Here is an 18,419-nt window from a genome sequence, read left to right as displayed (position 1 = left end):
CAAAAAGTGCCGGAATCGGCTGCGAACACGCTTGCACGTCGGCGTTCGCAGACACGACGTTGGTGGGCATGGGTGAGTCGGTGTGGGACGTCGCCCTGCAAAACAAAAGGCTGATGATGCCGCCATCTCGATGGAATGCTGCTTGAGCGTAGCAGCTTCATCGCCGGCCGCGCGGCGCGCCGGGAACCCTGTTTGCGGGAGGTTTGCGGTTATGGCTATCAGCGTGTTCGACCTGTTCAAGATCGGTATCGGCCCCTCCAGCTCACACACGGTCGGCCCCATGCGCGCTGCTGCACTGTTTACCCAAGGGCTGCGCGAACGTGACCAACTGGGGCGGGTCGGGCGGATAGAAGTGCAGCTTTACGGCTCGTTGTCAGCGACCGGGGTTGGGCATGGCAGCGACAGCGCGGTCATCATGGGTCTGATGGGCGAATGGCCTGATGCGATCGATCCAGGGCTGATCGGCCAGCGCATCGCTGAACTGCGCGAAACCGGGACGCTGCAGCTCAATGGCGATCACCCCGTGCCGTTTCTGTGGCAGCGCGACATGCTGCTCATCGATGAGAACCTTCCCTTCCACCCCAATGCCATGACGCTGGTTGCTTTCGATGAGCAGGGCGAGCTTCATCGCGACACGTATTACTCGGTGGGCGGCGGCTTCGTTGTCGATGAAGCGCAGGCTGCCAGCGGCGTGCTGGACCGCGACGAGACTGTTCTGCCTTACGATTTCTCCAGCGCCGATGAACTGCTGATGCTCTGCGAAAAGCATGGCTTGCGGGTGTCGCAGTTGATGATGGAGAACGAGAAGATCTGGCGCAGCGAAGACGAGATTCGCGCCGGGCTCATGCGCCTCTGGAAGGCTATGCAGGCCTGCGTGGAGCTGGGGTTGAAGCACGAAGGTATTTTGCCAGGCGGCCTGAACGTGCGTCGTCGCGCGGCGCGTCTGCATCGCAGCCTGCAAGAGCTGAACAAGCCGAACGTCATTGGCTCGACCTTGAGCGCGATGGAGTGGGTCAACCTGTTTGCATTGGCCGTCAACGAGGAAAACGCCGCCGGAGGACGCATGGTCACCGCGCCCACCAATGGCGCGGCGGGGATCATTCCGGCGGTGCTGCACTACTTCGTCAAGTTCAGCGACGAGGTCAGCGAAGCCAACGTGGTGGACTACCTGCTGGGCGCCGCGTCGATCGGTATTCTGTGCAAGAAGAACGCGTCGATCTCTGGCGCCGAGGTGGGCTGTCAGGGCGAGGTCGGTTCCGCCTGTGCCATGGCGGCGGCGGGGTTGGCAGACATCCTGGGCGCGACGCCGGAGCAAGTGTGCAACGCCGCCGAGATTGGTCTGGAGCACAACCTCGGCCTGACTTGCGATCCGGTCGGTGGCCTGGTTCAGGTGCCGTGCATCGAGCGCAACGCGATTGCCGCCGTCAAAGCCATCAATGCCGCGCAGATGGCGTTGCGCGGTGACGGTCAGCACTTCATTTCGCTGGACCGGGTCATCCGCACCATGCGCGACACCGGGGCGGACATGCACGACAAGTACAAGGAGACGTCCCGTGGCGGGCTGGCGGTGAGCGCAGTCGAGTGCTGACGGCCCGATCACAGGGCCCCGCGCACGGAGTCCTTCGTGACAGGGCTTTTGTCTGAAGCCATCTGCTGCTGCCTGCAGCGCCTCCGGCAAGGCAACCCAGGCCGCGCCGCTTGCCCGCTTTTCGCCCACGCCGAGAAGCTACCGCTACGTTTTGGCGCGCCGGCCCCGATAGCGAGTCCCAGCCCATCCGAGCCAATGGCTGACTCACTGGATTCCAGCACCCCGTGCATCGGGTGACACTCCGTGACCGCTCGGTCACGCTATCGTTCACACAAGTGCTACGCAATTGCCCATCCCGCCCGCCACGTCTGCGGCTCAGCGGTCCTGAAGTCGCGAATTGAATTGTCCTGTCGCTCCTGAATAGACGCTTCGCGACGTCGCAATCAAGAGTTGTTGAACGCGCATTCAGCTTTAGGCATGGCATTTGCGTTGCACTCACCCAGCTCTCCACAGATGAGAGCGATACAACAAGAGCCTCTTGCTGGGGCCATCAACCGTTTTACGCGTGAGGAGAAATTGTGATGACTTCGTTCAACTCCGGGGCCCAACCCCAGAACCGTGCGCCCCAATCCATCGGCTTTCTGCTGCTGGACAACTTCACATTGATCTCCCTCGCGTCAGCGGTCGAGCCTCTGCGGATGGCGAACCAATTGTCAGGCCGCGAGCTGTATCGCTGGACCACCCTCAGCGTCGACGGCGGCCAGGTCTGGGCCAGCGATGGCCTGCAGATCACCCCGGACGCCGCGATGCACAAAGCGCCGGTGCTGGACACTGTGATCGTCTGCGGCGGCGTAGGCATTCAGCGGACGGTGACCCGTGAGCATGTGAGCTGGCTGCAAAGCCAGGCGCGACAGTCCCGTCGGCTTGGCGCGGTGTGCACGGGCAGCTGGGCGCTGGCATGCGCGGGTTTGCTGGACGGTTTCGATTGCAGCGTGCACTGGGAGTGTCTTGCTGCGATGCAGGAGGCGTTTCCGCGCGTCACCATGAGCACGCGCCTGTTCACCCTCGACCGCAACCGTTTCACCAGCTCGGGCGGCACCGCACCGTTGGACATGATGCTGCACTTGATCAGCCGCGATCATGGCCGTGAGTTGTCGGCTGCTATCTCGGAAATGTTTGTCTATGAGCGTATCCGCAACGAGCAGGATCACCAGCGTGTGCCGCTTAAACACATGCTTGGCACCAACCAGCCGAAGTTGCAGGAAATCGTCGCGTTGATGGAGGCGAATCTGGAGGAGCCGATCGACCTGGACGAACTCGCGGTGTACGTCGCGGTATCCCGGCGCCAGCTGGAGCGGCTGTTCCAGAAATACCTGCACTGTTCGCCGTCGCGCTATTACCTCAAGCTGCGGTTGATCCGCGCGCGGCAGCTGCTCAAGCAAACACCGATGTCGATTATCGAAGTGGCCTCGGTGTGCGGTTTCGTGTCCACGCCGCACTTTTCCAAGTGCTACCGCGAATACTTCGGCATCCCTCCACGGGATGAGCGCGTCGGCTCCAACACTGCGCAACAGGTGGCAATGCTGCCTATTCCGCAATCACTGGTGATGGCGCCATTGTCCGGCCCGCTTTCGGCACTGAGCCAGGCGCGTAACGAGTCGACGTTTGCAAGTGTGCGGCTGTAAGACGCTGTAAGAGAAAGCCCCGTGCGCTGTCGACTCAGGCCTTTGTCTGGCCTTGTTTGAACGTTGCCAGCGCGGGCAGCAGCTGTTGATCGATTGCCTGGCGCACGGCGGGGAGGATGGTGGCACCGCCCTTCAGCATTTTTTCCACCATTTGCCGTAATGCCCGAGCGCGGTCGTCATTCAGACCGCGCACGGCGTGGGCGCACGCCTGCTCGGGGCTGATGCCGGAGGGCACGTCCAGGCCTATTCCTCTGAGTTGGCTAATCAGGTCGTCCTGGTCGATCAGGTCTGTATGCATCATGGCGTACGCTCCGTTTAGGGGAATGCCCCGATTCTGGTGGCGCGGTGTGAGCTCGGCAAGTGCTGGCCCTGCCGATGTCTGGCATGCATATCACCGTGTCGTTTTCGGCTACGTTGTTGTTTAGTCCGCTCGGCATAATCGCTTCATCTACAGTGCGCAGGGTACGGCTTGGTCCCCCTCTGGCCTGCGCAACTGCCTCATCCCGGTTTGGTAACGGCTTAACCGGGTTTTTTTTGCCTGCAGGAAAGCCAACCTTTCAGCCCTTATAGCGATTCGCTCGATCAGCTATCGCTAAACAGTCGCAGGTGTTGCGCATCGACTCGCTAGTCTGAAGCCAGCAGCAGGTTTTTTGCCGGGCGGACGTACAGGGAGATAGATCACCAATGGATATTGATCAACGTCTGAAACCGGGAGACCGAAGAGGCCTTCTGCGCCGAACTCTTGCAGGCTCATGCGCATTTGTCCTGGCAACCGCCTGTGTGATGCCGGCGTCAAGCGCGGAACTGGACAACCCTGGCGCTATACCCCTGGATGCCCCGCGCTCATGGGAGGTGATCGACATTGGCAACGGCTTTTACCAGATCAGGCTCCAGCGCACAGGGGATCTTGAAACAAAGTGCCTGGCCGGTGTGCCCGGGCAAGCGGCCGTCCTGTTGCTTGACTGCGATCCTCACCCTGGCGCGCCTTCGACAGTGCGTCAGTGGAGCTTCCATCGTCTCACCGCCGGTGGTTATCAGGTGGTGAGTCGCTGGGCTGACTTCTATGGATATCCTGCCTGTCTGGCTGCCACTGATAAGTCTCTGGCGCTGATCCCGTGCGCGCCGGGGGTAAGCGGCTCGCAGCTGCCGCAGGACATTGCAAAGCTTTACGCAGATCCCACTGAGCCGCTGACCGAGTAATCACCCGGCGGTGAGCGCCGCCTGATGAAGCGTCTGCCAATGCACGCCTGGTTTGGTAAACTCCGCAGCCTTCCAGGAGCTGCCATGAACTACCGTCACGCCTTCCATGCCGGCAATCACGCCGATGTCTTCAAACACATTGTTCTGACTCGCTTGATCGCGCTCATGTCGCGCAAGGAGCAGCCATTTGCCTATCTCGATACCCACGCAGGTATCGGTCTGTATGACTTGCAGGGAGACCAGGCAACGCGCACCGGCGAGTGGATCGAAGGTATTGGCCGCCTGTGGGATGCCGCCGACGTGCCTGAGATGGCGGCCGGTTACATCGATGCGATTCGTCAGATGAATCGCAAGACGGGTGAATTGCGGTACTACCCGGGCTCGCCCGAATTGGCCCGCCGCCTGACCCGCGAGCAGGACCGCGTGCTGCTCAACGAGAAACATCCTGAAGACGGTGCACTGCTCAAGGACAACATGAAGTACGACCGCCGTGTCGCTGTGCACCTGGGCGAAGGCTGGCATGTGCCCCGCGCCCTGCTGCCGGTGCATGAGAAGCGCGCGGTCATGTTGATCGATCCGCCTTTCGAGCAGCTCGACGAGATGAAGCGTTGCTCCGTCGCCCTGAAAGAAACCATTGCGCGTATGCGCCAGACCGTCGCGGCCATCTGGTACCCGGTCAAGGACCAGCGCGCGCTGAAGCGTTTCTATCAAGAACTGGCCGAAACCGGCGCACCGAAGCTCTTGCGCGTCGAGCTTTTCGTCCATCCGCTCGACACCCCCAATAGCCTGAACGGCTCAGGCCTGGCGATCGCCAATCCGCCGTGGGGTCTGGAAGAAGAGCTGCGCGAGTTGATGCCATGGCTGGCGAAAAAACTCGGTCAGACCCAGGGCGACTGGAAGATGGATTGGTTGATTGCGGAGTAAGTGAGTTGTTGCGGTGAAGCGCCCGACGTCTTCCCGGCTAAAGCCAGTCCTACAAGGATATGCGCAGTGTCAGAGGGATACGCGCGGTGTCAGTGGGATACGCGCGGTGTCAGTAGGACCGGCTTCAGCCGGGAAGAGGCCAGTTGCAACACCTTCAATTCTGCGGCGCGACGACCGACATGTTCCCGGCTAAAGCCAGTCCTACAAGGGATATGCGCGGTGTCAGGAGGGATGCGTGCGTGTCAGTAGGACCGGCTTCAGCCGGGAAGAGGCCAGTTGCAACACTATCAATTCTGCGGCGCGACGACCGACGTGTTCCCGGCTAAAGCCAGTCCTACAAGGATATGCGCAGTGTCAGAGGGATACGCGCGGTGTCAGTAGGACCGGCTTCAGCCGGGACGAGGCAAGTTGCAACACCATCAATCCTGCGGCGTGACACCCGGCGTCTTCCCGGCTAAAGCCCAGTCCTACAAGGGATACGCGCGGTATCAGTGGGACCGGCTTCAGCCGGGAAGGGGCAAGTTGCAACACCTTCAATTCTGCGGCGCGACGCCCGACGTGTTCCCGGCTAAAGCCAGTCCTACTCGAGCACCCATTCACAACCCCACAATGGATACTCCTCCCGCTGACTTACCAGACCTGCCCTTACTGGGTTATTAACGACGTAGCGCGCCATTTCGACAAGGTCCTCTTCGGCCCTGACCCCGTGATCGTGATAACCCTTCTGCCATGTGAGTGTTTTCGCGCCGTGAGCCTTGTTCACTGCGAAGGCGCTTCTCCCCTTCAGCGCTTGCATGACCGCGGGCAGTGACCCTGCCTTGAGCGCGAACAGCCAATGCAGATGGTCGGGCATAACCACCCACGCCATTGAGTGCACAACCCCAGACTCATCCAGTTGCTCCATTTCCGTGCGCACCCTGCAGGCTATTTGAATATCAGTGAATATAGGCAGGCGATTCTTGACCACAGAGGTCACAAGATAGACGTTCCCTGGCTGGGAAGATCGCCCGATACGGAGAGACCGTGCGTGTTTGATTTCCTGCATTCCATTGCTCCTCTTCGTGTGAGGACAAACAATAAAAGCAGAACGCGGATTCAAGTATGGATAGTGGTTGTCAGAAGATTTCTGGCGGGCGGTGATATGTCAGTAGGACCGGCTTCAGCCGGGAAGGGGCAAGTTGCAACACCATCAATTCTGCGGCGCGACGCCCGACGTGTTCCCGGCTGAAGCCAGTCCTACAAGGGATACGCGCGGTGTCAGGAGGGATACGCGCGGTATCAGAGGGATACGTGCGTGTCAGTAGGACCGGCTTCAGCCGGGAAGAGGCCAGTTGCAACACCATCAATTCTGCGGCGCGACGACCGACGTGTTCCCGGCTAAAGCCAGTCCTACAAGGGTTATGAGCGGTGTCAGTGGAACTTTTGAGGTTGTTGGGGGGTTGGTTCAGTTACCCGCCAGGCTCGGCGGCATGCAGACACCGGTCCCACCAATGCCGCAGTAGCCTTGAGGATTTTTCGCCAGGTACTGCTGGTGATACGCCTCGGCGAAATACACGGTGGGCGCTTGATCGATCTCGGTGGTGATGTCACCAAGACCCGCCTTGTTCAGCTCGGCCTGATACACCTCGGCGCTTGCTTTGGCAGCCTGCAGTTGTTCAGGCGTTGTGGCGTAGATCACCGAGCGGTACTGCGTGCCGATGTCGTTACCCTGGCGCATGCCTTGTGTCGGGTTATGCAGCTCCCAGAACATCGCCAGCAGGGCTTCGTAGCTGACCTTCGCCGGTTCGTAGACCACCAGCACGACTTCGGAATGGCCCGTCGGGCCAGAGCACACTTCTTCGTAGGTCGGGTTCGGTGTGAAACCGCCTGCGTAACCCACAACGGTGCTGACCACGCCTTCACGCTGCCAAAAGCGACGTTCCGCCCCCCAGAAGCAACCCAGCCCGAAAATCGCGAACTCAACGTCCTCGAAGAACGGTCCGAGCAGAGGCTTGCCGGTGACGAAATGAGTCTCCGGCAGCGCCATGGGAGTTTCGCGCCCGGGCAGTGCCTGCTGAGCGGTGGGTAAGACGTTTTTATTCACAAGAATTTCCGAGCGCAAAACCATGAGGCACATCCTCTCTGGGACAGAACAACCAGACGCGTTGTCATTGAAACCGGTATATGGGGTCAGAATCGGCTGATGCAAATGCAGGGCGGCAAGTGTGCCGCACTGCCGCGGAGCAGGGAAGGGTGACTCAGGCGAGCGGGCCGCGTGGATAGCGACGCAACTTCTCGATCAGGTCTTCGCCAGGAATCGGCTTGTCGAACAGGTAGCCTTGCCCAACATCGCAGCGGTGGCGACGCAAGAAGGCCAGCTGTGCGGCCGTTTCGATGCCTTCGGCGACGACGGTCAGCTTGAGGTTGTGGGCCATGGCTATGACCGCTGACGTGATCTCCATATCGTCCTGATCATCAGGAATATCGCGAATGAAGCTGCGGTCGATCTTGATCACGTCGATGGGGAATTTCTTCAAATAGCTGAACGACGAATAACCCGTGCCGAAATCGTCCATCGCCAGGGTCAGGCCCAGGGTCTTCAACGACTCCAGCTGCAGCCGCGTATCTTCGGTTGCCTCCAGCAAGAGGCCTTCAGTCAACTCCAGCTCCAGCAGCGAAGGGTCCAGTTGCTCATCGCGAAGGATAGTGGCGAGGGAGCTGACCAGCTCCGGATCAGAGAACTGCTTGGGCGACACGTTGATCGCCACGTGGAGCTTGCCGTAACCGGCAGCTGTCAGCTGCTTGCTCATTCGGCAGGACTGACGCGCGACCCATTTACCGATCGGAATGATCAGCCCGGTTTCCTCCGCGACGCTGATGAACTGATCCGGGCGGATCATGCCTTTTTCCGGATGATTCCAGCGCAACAGCGCTTCCATGCCCAACAGACGACCGCTGCGCAGGCACAGCTTGGGCTGGTAGAACACTTCGAGTTCGTTCTGCGTGAGTGCGCGACGCAGGTTGTTTTCGACGAACAGCTTGTAGCTGGCCTCCGCGTTCAGCGCCTCGGTGAACACCTGAACCTGGTGCTTGCCGTTTGCCTTGGCCTTATGCAGCGCCAAGCCTGCGTTCTTCATCAGCGTTTGCGGGTCGCGGCCGTGAATCGGCGCGCAGGCCAGCCCGACCGAGCCGGTAACGCTGATCAACTGGTTATCGACAAACATCGGCTTGTCCAGCGTGCTCAGCACTTCGCTCGCAACCCGCTGGCCTTCTTCCGGGCTGGTGTCGTCCAGCAGCACAGCGAACTCGTTGCTGGCGAAACGCGCCAGGATTCCGCTGGGGTTGAGGCTGTTACGCAGGCGACGCGCGAGGCTGATCAACAGCTTGTCGCCCGTCTGATGGCCGAGGCTGTCGTTGATGCGCTTGAAGTTGTCGATGTCGACCAGTAACAGGCTGATCGGCGTTTCCACGTCGCGGGCAAAATGCTCGTCCAGCGTGCGGATGAATGCCGGGCGATTACCCAGATTGGTCAGGTTGTCGGTGTACGCCAGCCGCTCGATCCGCTGCTGAGAGAGCTTGGCCTGAGTGATGTCTTCGTAGATTCCGATGTAATGGGTCAGCTCGCGATCGTCGCCGTATACCTTGGAAATCGACAGCTGGCCCCAGTACGGTTCGAGGTTCTTGCGGCGGCTCTTGAATTCGCCCTGCCAACTGTTGCCATTGACCAGACTGGAATTGGCATCCAGCAGCAGCTCGCTGAGATTTTCCAGGGCGGGCAGTTCCGACAGAAGCTGCCCGTGGACTTCATCGGCAGGGTACTGAGTGATCTCGGTGAAACTGGGGTTGACGTACTCGACCACGCCATCGCGGTTGACCAGCAGAAAGGCGTTGGCGCTTTGCTCCACCGCGCGCTGGAACAAGTGCAAGGCGCTGGTGGCGGTACGGCGGTTGTGATTATTGATCGCGTGGGCGAACTGATCGGCCAGCTCGCCGGCGAAGGCGATCTCATCGGACTGCCACTCGCGTGGTGCGCCCGTCTGTTCCAGGCACAGGACACCCACCACATTGCCGTCAATGCGCACCGCGGCGTCCAGGATGGCGGTGATGTTTTGGGTGCGCAGTCGCTGGACCAGCTCTTTGGTGCGCGGGTCCTGCTCGACATCATTGACGTCAATGGCGCGGCTGGTGTGCAGCACCTCCAGATAGCTGGGGAATTCGCTGATGTCGATCGCGTCGGTTTTGGGGAAGGTGCTGGTGTCCCGCCGATACTCGGCAATGGGCTCAAGGGTCTGACCGGTGAGGTACCACAAGCTGGCGCAGGAGATGTCGTAGATCTCGCAGGCGCTTTTGGTGATCAGTTCAGCAGCTTCCTGCAGGGAGTTGCTCGTGCTGTAGCGATGACGCGCCAGGCGCAGAATCAGGCTCTGCTGAGCGCGCACCCGCTCAAGGTGCTGCAGTTGTTCGTGCTGTGCCCGTTGATTGAGCTCCAGCGCGATCTGCAGTCGGGAATTCTGTACTTCCAGATCAGGGCTGATGGCCTGCTCAGCGGATTCGGCTTGCTCATCCACCACCATCAGGTACCCGCGCAACAGATGCCGATTGCGCTGCTTATAGCCTTCGCCGATTTCCAGCAGGCTCAAGGGCCCGCGTGCGGTGTGCAGGGTATAGCGAATGACGTAATGAGCGCTGACCGCCAACTGCGTCTGCACGGCGTCATGCAGCTGATAGCGCGCCTCTGGCTCCATGAGGCTTGCGTAGGGCGAACCCACCAGCGCGCAGAGTTCGACTGCAGGCATGCTGAATTGCTTTTCGCAGTTTGGATCCAGATACAACATGGCCCAACTGGGTTCATTCAGCCGCTCGAAACGCAGCATTCCGAGCCGCGAAGGCACCGGCAATTGCGTCACGACCTCGGCCGCCGTTCTTCCGGCAGCATCAGGTTGGCTTTTCATGAAGGAACTCGCTGTCAGGGTGCTGTCGCGTACGGGCATGGAACCCGCCTTTAAATCGCGTGCCGCAAGGTTGCATCATGGCGATCGGGCTGACAAGTGAGCGCGATGGCTTAGTGCTATAAAACTGTCGGCAGACGGTTGATTCGATGTAAGTAATGGGTCGGATTGTCTGGATGAGGTCCAGGCGCTTGATAGTCGTGCATGATCAGCTATCGGCCAAGGGTTCGCCTACTGTAGGCGTCCTTTTCAAAAAGCCAAAAAAAGCCCCGCCAGTGAGCGGGGTTGAGGCACGAGCGTGGCAGCTCGAAAATTGATCGGAGCCCGTTTCGATGGAAACGGGCTCCGTACGGCTTACAGCAGAATCGTGCGGATATCCGCCAGCAATTCGCTCAGACGCTTGGTGAAACGCGCGGCGGCTGCACCGTTGATCACGCGGTGATCGTAGGACAACGACAGCGGCAGCATCAGGCGCGGCTGGAAGGCTTTACCGTCCCAGACCGGTTGCATGGTGGCCTTGGACACGCCAAGGATCGCCACTTCAGGCGCATTGACGATCGGCGTAAAGCCGGTGCCGCCGATATGGCCCAGGCTGGAGATGGTGAAGCAGGCGCCCTGCATATCGTTGGCCGAGAGCTTCTTGGAGCGTGCCTTTTCAGCCAGTTCGGCCGCTTCGGCCGCCAGTTGCAGCAGGCTCTTCTGGTCAACGTTCTTGATCACAGGGACCAACAGACCTTCCGGCGTATCGACCGCGAAACCGATGTTGAAGTACTTCTTGCGAATGATCGCCTTGCCGCTTGGCGCCAGTGAACTGTTGAAGTCCGGCAGCTCCTTGAGCATGTGTGCGCTGGCTTTGAGCAGCAGTGGCAGCACGGTCAGCTTCACACCGGCTTTCTCGGCCACGGCTTTCTGTGCGATACGGAAAGCTTCCAGATCGGTGATGTCGGCTTGGTCAAACTGAGTGACGTGCGGAATGTTCAGCCAGCTGCGATGCAAACCGGTAGCGCCCAGTTGCATCAGACGCGTCATCGGTACTTCTTCGGTTTCGCCGAAACGGCTGAAATCGACTTCCGGGATCGGCGGGATGCCCATGCCGCCGGAGGCGCCGCCAGCAGCAGGCGCATCCTTGGCTTTGGTCATGATCGACTTGACGTAGGCCTGCACGTCTTCTTTCAGCACGCGGCCATGAGGGCCGGTCGCCGACACAGCATTCAGCTCGACGCCAAACTCGCGAGCCAGCTGACGCACAGCCGGGCCTGCGTGAACCTTGGCGCCATTGTTGGCAGGTGCAGCGGCTGGCGCGGCGGCCGGTGCAGGAGCACTTTCAGCCTTGGCAGCCGGAGCGGCAGGCGTAGCAGCGGCCGGGGCCTTGGCTTCAGCGCTCGCCGGAGCCGGGGCTGCAGCTTGCGCCGGAGCCGCAGCAGGTGCAGCACCTGCCACTTTCAATTTGAGAATCAGATCGCCAGTGCCGACTTCGTCTTCCACTTTGACGCTGATGCTTTCGACAACGCCAGCAGCAGGAGACGGAATCTCCATCGAAGCCTTGTCGGATTCCAGGGTGATCAAGGATTGATCAGCTTCAATGCTGTCGCCCACTTTGACCATCAGCTCGATGATACGAGCCTTGCCCGACGAACCGATGTCCGGGACGTGAATATCCTGAACGGTGTCGGCTGCGGCAGGTGCCGCTGCTGCCGGTGCAGCTTCGGCTTCTGCAGGTTTTTCCGGTGCGGCAGCCGGGGCTGGCGTGGCAGCAGCAGGAGCAGCAGCAGGCTCGGCAGCCGCTTCGCCTTCGACTTCCAGTTCGAACAGCTCGTCGCCTTCTTTCAGACGGTCGCCCAGCTTCACTTTCATCGCCTTGATGACACCGGCCTTCGGCGCAGGGATTTCCATGCTTGCCTTGTCGGACTCCAGCGTCAGCACGCTCTGGTCAGCCTCGATGCGATCACCGACCTTGACCATCAACTCAATGACTTCACCTTCACCGTTGCCGATGTCGGGTACGCGAATTAACTCACTCACAATGTCTCTCCTTAGGAGAACCTGTTCCTCGACTGCGCCGATCCATCTGCGCCGAAACAGCCTGGATGCTCATTTACCGGAGTAAATTCCGCATCGGCGGCTGTTTCGCGCACGTTTCAGCGCTCTATTCGATCGTTACGCAGACCTTAGCAGTCCAGCGGGTTGCGCTTCTCAGGATCGATGCCGAACTTGGTAATGGCTTCAGCCACGACTTTAGGTTCGATATCGCCGCGATCGGCCAAGGCTTCCAGGGCGGCCAGCACAACGAAGTGACGGTCGACTTCGAAGAAGTTACGCAGTTTCTTGCGGCTGTCGCTACGGCCGAAGCCGTCGGTGCCCAGAACCTTGTATTCCTTGGTCGGAACCCACTGACGGATCTGGTCAGCGAACAGTTTCATGTAGTCGGTGGACGCGATTACGGGACCCTTACGGCCATTGAGGCACTCTTCAACGTAGCTCAACTGTGGCTTCTGGCCCGGCTTCAGACGGTTGCTGCGCTCGACGGCCAGGCCGTCGCGACGCAATTCGTTGAAGCTGGTGACGCTCCAGACGTCCGCACCGATATTGAATTGCTCGCGCAGGATCTTCGCCGCTTCGCGGACTTCACGCAGGATGGTGCCCGAACCCAGGAGCTGCACGTGGTGCGCGGCTTCCTTGGTGTCTTCTTCCAGCAGGTACATGCCCTTGATGATGCCTTCCTCGGAACCGGCCGGCATGGCGGGTTGCGTGTAGGACTCGTTCATCACGGTCAGGTAGTAGAAGACGTCCTGTTGCTCTTCGAACATCTTCTTCATGCCGTCCTGAATGATCACCGCCAGCTCGTAGCCGTAGGTTGGATCGTAGGTGCGGCAGTTCGGGATGGTCGACGCCAAAATGTGGCTGTGACCGTCTTCGTGCTGCAGACCTTCACCGTTCAGGGTAGTACGGCCGGCGGTGCCGCCGATCAGGAAGCCACGGGTGCGGCTGTCGCCTGCAGCCCATGCCAGGTCGCCAATCCGCTGGAAGCCGAACATCGAATAGAAGATGTAGAACGGAATCATCGGCTGGTTATGGCTGCTGTACGACGTACCGGCCGCGATGAACGAGGACATTGCACCGGCTTCGTTGATGCCTTCTTCGAGGATCTGGCCCTTCTTGTCCTCGCGGTAGAACATCACTTGTTCTTTGTCGACTGGCTCGTACAGCTGGCCTACGGAAGAGTAGATGCCCAGCTGGCGGAACATGCCTTCCATACCGAAGGTACGCGCTTCGTCCGGGATGATCGGAACGATGCGCTGCCCCACTTCCTTGTCCTTGACCAGTTGGGTCAGGATGCGCACGAACGCCATGGTGGTGGAGATTTCACGGTCGCCTGAACCATCAAGGATGGCTTTGAGGGTTTCCAGAGGCGGGGTCGGCAGGTTGAAGCTCTGCGCACGGCGCTGCGGCACGAAGCCACCGAGTGCTGCACGGCGTTCTGCCAGATAGCGCGCTTCGGCGCTGCCTGCTTCAGGCTTGTAGAACGGCAGGGCTTCGAGCTGATCGTCTTTGATCGGAATGCTGAAGCGGTCACGGAAGTGACGCAGGCTGTCGACGTCGACCTTCTTGGTGTTGTGCGCGGTGTTTTTCGCTTCACCGGCGCCCGTACCATAACCCTTGATGGTCTTGGCCAGAACAACGGTCGGCTGACCCTTGTGGTTGACCGCTTCGTGGTAGGCCGCATAGACCTTGTACGGGTCGTGGCCGCCACGGTTGAGTTTCCAGATTTCGTCGTCGGACATGTCCGCAACCATCGCCTTGAGTTCTGGCGAGTTGAAGAAGTGTTCGCGCACGAAAGCGCCGTCTTTGGCCTTGTAGTTCTGGTATTCGCCGTCGATGACTTCGTCCATGCGACGTTGCAGGATGCCGTCGACGTCCTTGGCCAGCAGTGGGTCCCAGAAACGGCCCCAAATGACTTTGGTTACATTCCACTGAGCACCGCGGAACACGCCTTCCAGTTCCTGGATGATCTTGGCGTTGCCGCGAACCGGACCGTCCAGGCGCTGCAGGTTGCAGTTCACCACGAAGATCAGGTTGTCGAGCTTCTCGCGACCGGCCAGGGCGATGGCGCCCAGGGATTCCGGCTCGTCGGTCTCGCCGTCGCCCAGGAAGCACCAGACTTTCTGCTTGCCTTCAGGGATGTAACCGCGGTGCTCCAGGTACTTCATGAAGCGCGCCTGGTAGATCGCCTGAATCGGACCCAGACCCATGGAAACGGTCGGGAACTGCCAGAAGTCTTTCATCAGCCACGGGTGTGGATAGGACGACAGGCCATTGCCATCGACTTCCTGACGGAAGTTGTTCATTTGCTCTTCGGTGATGCGACCTTCCATGAACGCACGGGCGTAGACGCCTGGCGATGCGTGACCCTGGAAGTAGATCAGGTCGCCGCCGTGTTCATCGGTCGGGGCCTGGAAGAAATAATTGAAGCCGATGTCGTACAGGGTTGCGCTGGAAGCGAAGCTGGAGATGTGACCGCCCAGATCCGGGTCGCCGATGTTGGTCTTGACCACCATCGCCAAGGCGTTCCACCGTACCAGCGAGCGAATGCGGCGTTCCATGAACAGGTCGCCGGGCATGCGTGCTTCGTGGGTAACGGGGATGGTGTTGCGATAAGGCGTGGTGATGGCGTACGGCAGCTGCGAACCACTGCGTGTGGCCAGCTCGCCCATACGGGTCATCAGGTAATGAGCACGGTCTTCGCCTTCTTTGTCGAGAACCGATTCCAGGGCGTCCAGCCATTCCTGGGTTTCGACGGGATCGAGGTCTTGCATGGCTTGCTCCAGGGCGGAAAGGCTTCCAGAATCGGTTGCCTGAGTTTGTTGCGACTGGCCTTGTGGGCAGACGATGTAAAATTCTTGGATGACCGGATGGGTCCCCGGTGTTGTGTAGTTTTACTACAAATCTCGGGCTAATTCAGCTTTTTGACTTGTATATACAGTAGTAAAACTACACCCGAGCGATGTAGGTGCTCGTTATGCAGTGTCCGGTAAAACGAAGAGCTTGGCTCAAATACCTGACGAATTGCCTGGTTAGGCATTCGTGAACCAATAATCTTCGCTCACCCGCAATTTTTAACCTTTGTTCGACAGTCCGCGCCATGACGCTCATGAAACCGGGCGGCGGACTGCCTTTTGAACGCCGATCAAGGATAGACCATGAGCCTTCCCCCGCTGGCCGAGCTGCCGGCTGTCCTCTTGCCTCTGGTTACCCGCGCGCGCCAGTCCTGGTGCAGCGCGCTGGAGTCTCAGACAGACGAAGCCAGGCGGCAGTTTCAAGCCTGGCCCAAGGGACGGCTATCGGCGTTCGATCGCGTGTGTGCCGCCAGCGATTTTGTCGCCGATCAGGTATCACGCGATCCGCTGATGCTGCTCGACCTCGCCGAAACCGGTGAGCTGGAGCGCAGTTTTCAGCCCGGCGAGCTGCTCGGGCAACTCGCCAATGCGGTTGTCCAGGCGGCCAGCGACGATGAACTGGGGCGTAATCTACGTCGTCAACGCACGCGCCAGCAAGTGCGAATTATCTGGCGGGATCTGACCCGGCAGGCTGATCTGGTGGAAACCTGCCGCGATCTCTCGGACATGGCAGATGGCTGCATCGATCTGGCTTACAAGTGGCTGTACGAACGCCATTGCCAGCAGTTCGGCACGCCGACCGGCCGTCGGACAGGCGAGCCGCAACAGATGGTCATCCTTGGGATGGGCAAGCTGGGCGCCGTTGAATTGAACCTGTCGTCAGACATCGATCTCATCTTTGCCTACCCCGAAGGCGGCGAAACCCAAGGCGTCAAACGTCCGCTGGACAACCAGGAGTTTTTCATCCGCCTCGGCCAGCGGCTGATCAAGGCGCTGGATCCGGTCACGGTGGACGGCTTTGTCTTTCGCGTCGACATGCGCCTGCGCCCGTATGGGTCTTCCGGTGCGCTGGTGCTCAGCTTCAATGCATTGGAGCAGTACTATCAGGACCAGGGTCGCGACTGGGAACGCTACGCCATGATCAAGGCGCGGGTGGTCGGCGGCGATCAGCAGAAGGGCAGCGAACTGCTCGACATGCTGCGGCCCTTTGTCTACCGCCGCTACCTGGACTTCTCGGCAATCGAAGCGTTACGCACCATGAAGCAGCTGATCCAGCAGGAAGTTCGTCGCAAAGGCATGGCCGAGAACATCAAGCTGGGCTCGGGTGGCATTCGCGAGGTGGAATTCATCGCCCAGGCGTTTCAGCTGATTCACGGCGGACGTGATCTGAGTCTGCAGCAGCGACCGCTGCTCAAGGTGCTCAAAACCCTTGAAGGCCAGGGCTACTTACCAGCTGCGGTCATTGATGAATTGCGCGAAGGCTATCAATTCCTGCGTTATACGGAGCACGCCATTCAGGCGATTGCCGACCGCCAGACGCAAATGCTCCCGGATGACCCGCAGGATCAGGCGCGCATCGCATTCATGATGGGCTTTGCCGACTGGGCGATTTTTCATGAGCGGCTGATGTACTGGCGTGGCCGCGTCGAATGGCACTTCCGCCAAGTGATCGCCGACCCGGATGAAGAAGAGGGGCAGCAGGACCACGGCGAGGAAATCGTCGGCGGCGAGTGGCTGCCGTTGTGGGAAGAATCACAGAACGAGGAGAGCGCCTGCCTTCAATTGCATGAAGGCGGGTTCGCTGATGCGACCAAAGCGCTGAAAAATCTGAGCAACTTGCGCAGCAGTGCTCAGTTGCGCTCGATGCAGCGTCTTGGCCGCGAGCGTTTGGATGCGTTCATTCCCCGGCTGCTCGCGCAGGCCGTTGAGCACAATAATCCCGATTTGGTGCTGGAGCGCGTGCTGCCGCTGGTTGAAGCGGTGGCGCGTCGTTCGGCGTATCTGGTCTTGCTGACCGAAAACCCTGGCGCGTTGCGTCGATTGCTGACCCTGTGCGCGGCGAGCCCCTGGATTGCCGAGCAAATTGCCCGCTTCCCGCTGTTGCTCGACGAATTGCTCAACGAAGGCCGGTTGTTCAGCCCGCCCCAGGCCCTTGAACTGGCAGCCGAGCTGCGCGAGCGTTTGACACGTATTCCCGAGGACGACCTGGAGCAGCAGATGGAGGCGTTGCGGCACTTCAAACTGGCGCACCGGCTGCGCGTCGCCGCCTCGGAAATCACCGGCAGTTTGCCGCTGATGAAAGTCAGCGATTACCTGACCTGGCTGGCCGAAGCGATTCTGGAACAAGTGCTGGCGCTCGCCTGGCGCCACACCGTCGCCCGCCATGGCGCACCACGCCGCCCGGACGGCACGTTGTGCGATCCCGGGTTTGTCATCGTCGGCTACGGCAAAGTGGGCGGCATCGAACTGGGTCATGGTTCGGATCTGGACCTTGTGTTCATTCACGACGGCGATCCCCAGGCTGAAACCGACGGCGCCAAGCCGATCGATGGCGCGCAATTCTTCACGCGGCTCGGCCAGCGGATCATTCACCTGATCACCACCCAAACCAATTCCGGCCAACTGTACGAAGTCGACATGCGCCTGCGTCCGTCGGGCGCCGCGGGCTTGCTGGTCAGTTCCCTCGGGGCATTTTCCCGTTATCAGGAGAACGAGGCCTGGACATGGGAGCATCAGGCGCTGGTCCGCGCACGCGTGCTGGTGGGCAGCACTGACGTGGGGCGACAATTCGAGGCCGTGCGCGCGTCCGTACTCGGCCGGGAGCGGGATTTACAAAAGCTGCGCCAGGAGGTCAGCGAGATGCGCACCAAGATGCGCGACAACCTCGGCACCCGCGCCACGGCGGCAGGCAAGGCGGCGAATGCGTTTGAGCCCACGTCCCGCTTCGACCTCAAGCAGGACGCCGGAGGTATCGTCGATATTGAATTTATGGTGCAATACGCGGCCCTGGCGTGGTCCAGAGAGCATCCTGCGCTGCTTCGCTACACCGATAACATCCGCATTCTGGAAGGCCTTGAAGAGGCGGGTCTGATGGCCGCCGCTGATGCCGGCCTGCTGCGTGAGGCGTACAAGGCTTATCGCTCGGCCGCGCACCGGCAGGCTCTGCAGAACGATCCGGGCGTCGTGGCCGGTGACCAGTTCGCAACCGAGCGGCGGGAAGTGATGCGGATCTGGGAGCAGCTGGGGTTGAGTTGATCGC

General features: G+C 60.2%; 11 protein-coding genes. 5 read left to right on the top strand and 6 right to left on the bottom strand.

Annotation, left to right across the window (positions count from 1 at the left end):
• Window positions 1–211: 211 nt before the first annotated feature.
• Both LT42_RS18065 and gbdR read left to right on the top strand, forming a co-directional pair.
• Complete coding sequence (locus tag LT42_RS18065; RefSeq protein WP_037015920.1) at window positions 212–1,588, top strand: L-serine ammonia-lyase; 1,377 nt, start codon at window positions 212–214, stop codon at window positions 1,586–1,588.
• A gap of 521 nt (window positions 1,589–2,109) precedes the next feature.
• Window positions 2,110–3,213 (top strand): choline metabolism transcriptional regulator GbdR, encoded by a 1,104-nt coding sequence (gbdR, locus tag LT42_RS18055; protein ID WP_037015915.1) that lies wholly within the window; start codon window positions 2,110–2,112, stop codon window positions 3,211–3,213.
• A 34-nt stretch (window positions 3,214–3,247) separates the two neighbouring features.
• Here the strand turns inward: gbdR and LT42_RS18050 are convergent, their stop codons facing one another.
• Window positions 3,248–3,514 carry a hypothetical protein gene (locus LT42_RS18050; protein WP_037015913.1) on the bottom strand — a complete coding sequence of 89 codons (267 nt, stop codon included), beginning with the start codon at window positions 3,512–3,514 and terminating at the stop codon, window positions 3,248–3,250.
• A gap of 482 nt (window positions 3,515–3,996) precedes the next feature.
• Here LT42_RS18050 and LT42_RS18045 point away from each other — a divergent pair, with 482 nt between their 5' ends.
• Together LT42_RS18045 and LT42_RS18040 are read left to right on the top strand one after the other, a co-directional pair.
• Window positions 3,997–4,413: an RICIN domain-containing protein gene (locus LT42_RS18045; RefSeq protein ID WP_037015911.1), complete on the top strand. Its 417-nt coding sequence runs from the start codon at window positions 3,997–3,999 to the stop codon at window positions 4,411–4,413.
• An 84-nt stretch (window positions 4,414–4,497) separates the two neighbouring features.
• Window positions 4,498–5,337, top strand: coding sequence for a 23S rRNA (adenine(2030)-N(6))-methyltransferase RlmJ (locus LT42_RS18040; protein WP_037015909.1), 840 nt, complete (start codon window positions 4,498–4,500; stop codon window positions 5,335–5,337).
• A gap of 580 nt (window positions 5,338–5,917) precedes the next feature.
• On the opposite strand, the gene LT42_RS18035 is transcribed toward LT42_RS18040, so the two are convergent.
• From LT42_RS18035 to aceE, 5 genes are all read right to left on the bottom strand, one after another.
• On the bottom strand, window positions 5,918–6,382 hold the full coding sequence (locus LT42_RS18035) for an REP-associated tyrosine transposase (RefSeq protein ID WP_037015907.1): 465 nt from the start codon (window positions 6,380–6,382) through the stop codon (window positions 5,918–5,920).
• 399 nt (window positions 6,383–6,781) lie between these two features.
• Window positions 6,782–7,444, bottom strand: coding sequence for a peptide-methionine (S)-S-oxide reductase MsrA (gene msrA, locus LT42_RS18030; protein WP_037015905.1), 663 nt, complete (start codon window positions 7,442–7,444; stop codon window positions 6,782–6,784).
• 130 nt (window positions 7,445–7,574) lie between these two features.
• On the bottom strand, window positions 7,575–10,268 hold the full coding sequence (locus LT42_RS18025) for a sensor domain-containing phosphodiesterase (RefSeq protein WP_037017510.1): 2,694 nt from the start codon (window positions 10,266–10,268) through the stop codon (window positions 7,575–7,577).
• Between the two features lie 351 nt (window positions 10,269–10,619).
• Window positions 10,620–12,287, bottom strand: a complete 1,668-nt coding sequence (aceF, locus tag LT42_RS18020) for a dihydrolipoyllysine-residue acetyltransferase (protein WP_037015904.1) — start codon at window positions 12,285–12,287, stop codon at window positions 10,620–10,622.
• Window positions 12,288–12,433: 146 nt separating this feature from the next.
• The gene (gene aceE, locus LT42_RS18015; protein WP_037015902.1) at window positions 12,434–15,079 is read right to left on the bottom strand and encodes a pyruvate dehydrogenase (acetyl-transferring), homodimeric type; all 2,646 of its coding nucleotides are present in this window, start codon (window positions 15,077–15,079) and stop codon (window positions 12,434–12,436) included.
• Between the two features lie 384 nt (window positions 15,080–15,463).
• Here aceE and glnE point away from each other — a divergent pair, with 384 nt between their 5' ends.
• The gene (glnE, locus tag LT42_RS18010) at window positions 15,464–18,415 is read left to right on the top strand and encodes a bifunctional [glutamate--ammonia ligase]-adenylyl-L-tyrosine phosphorylase/[glutamate--ammonia-ligase] adenylyltransferase (RefSeq protein ID WP_037015901.1); all 2,952 of its coding nucleotides are present in this window, start codon (window positions 15,464–15,466) and stop codon (window positions 18,413–18,415) included.
• The last annotated feature ends 4 nt before the right edge of the window (window positions 18,416–18,419 follow it).

Origin of the sequence: Pseudomonas lutea, assembly GCF_000759445.1 — a bacterium.
GTDB lineage: Bacteria > Pseudomonadota > Gammaproteobacteria > Pseudomonadales > Pseudomonadaceae > Aquipseudomonas > Aquipseudomonas lutea.
The sequence above is the reverse complement of the archived record's forward strand: the minus strand, read 5'-3'. Positions and strand labels throughout refer to the sequence as shown.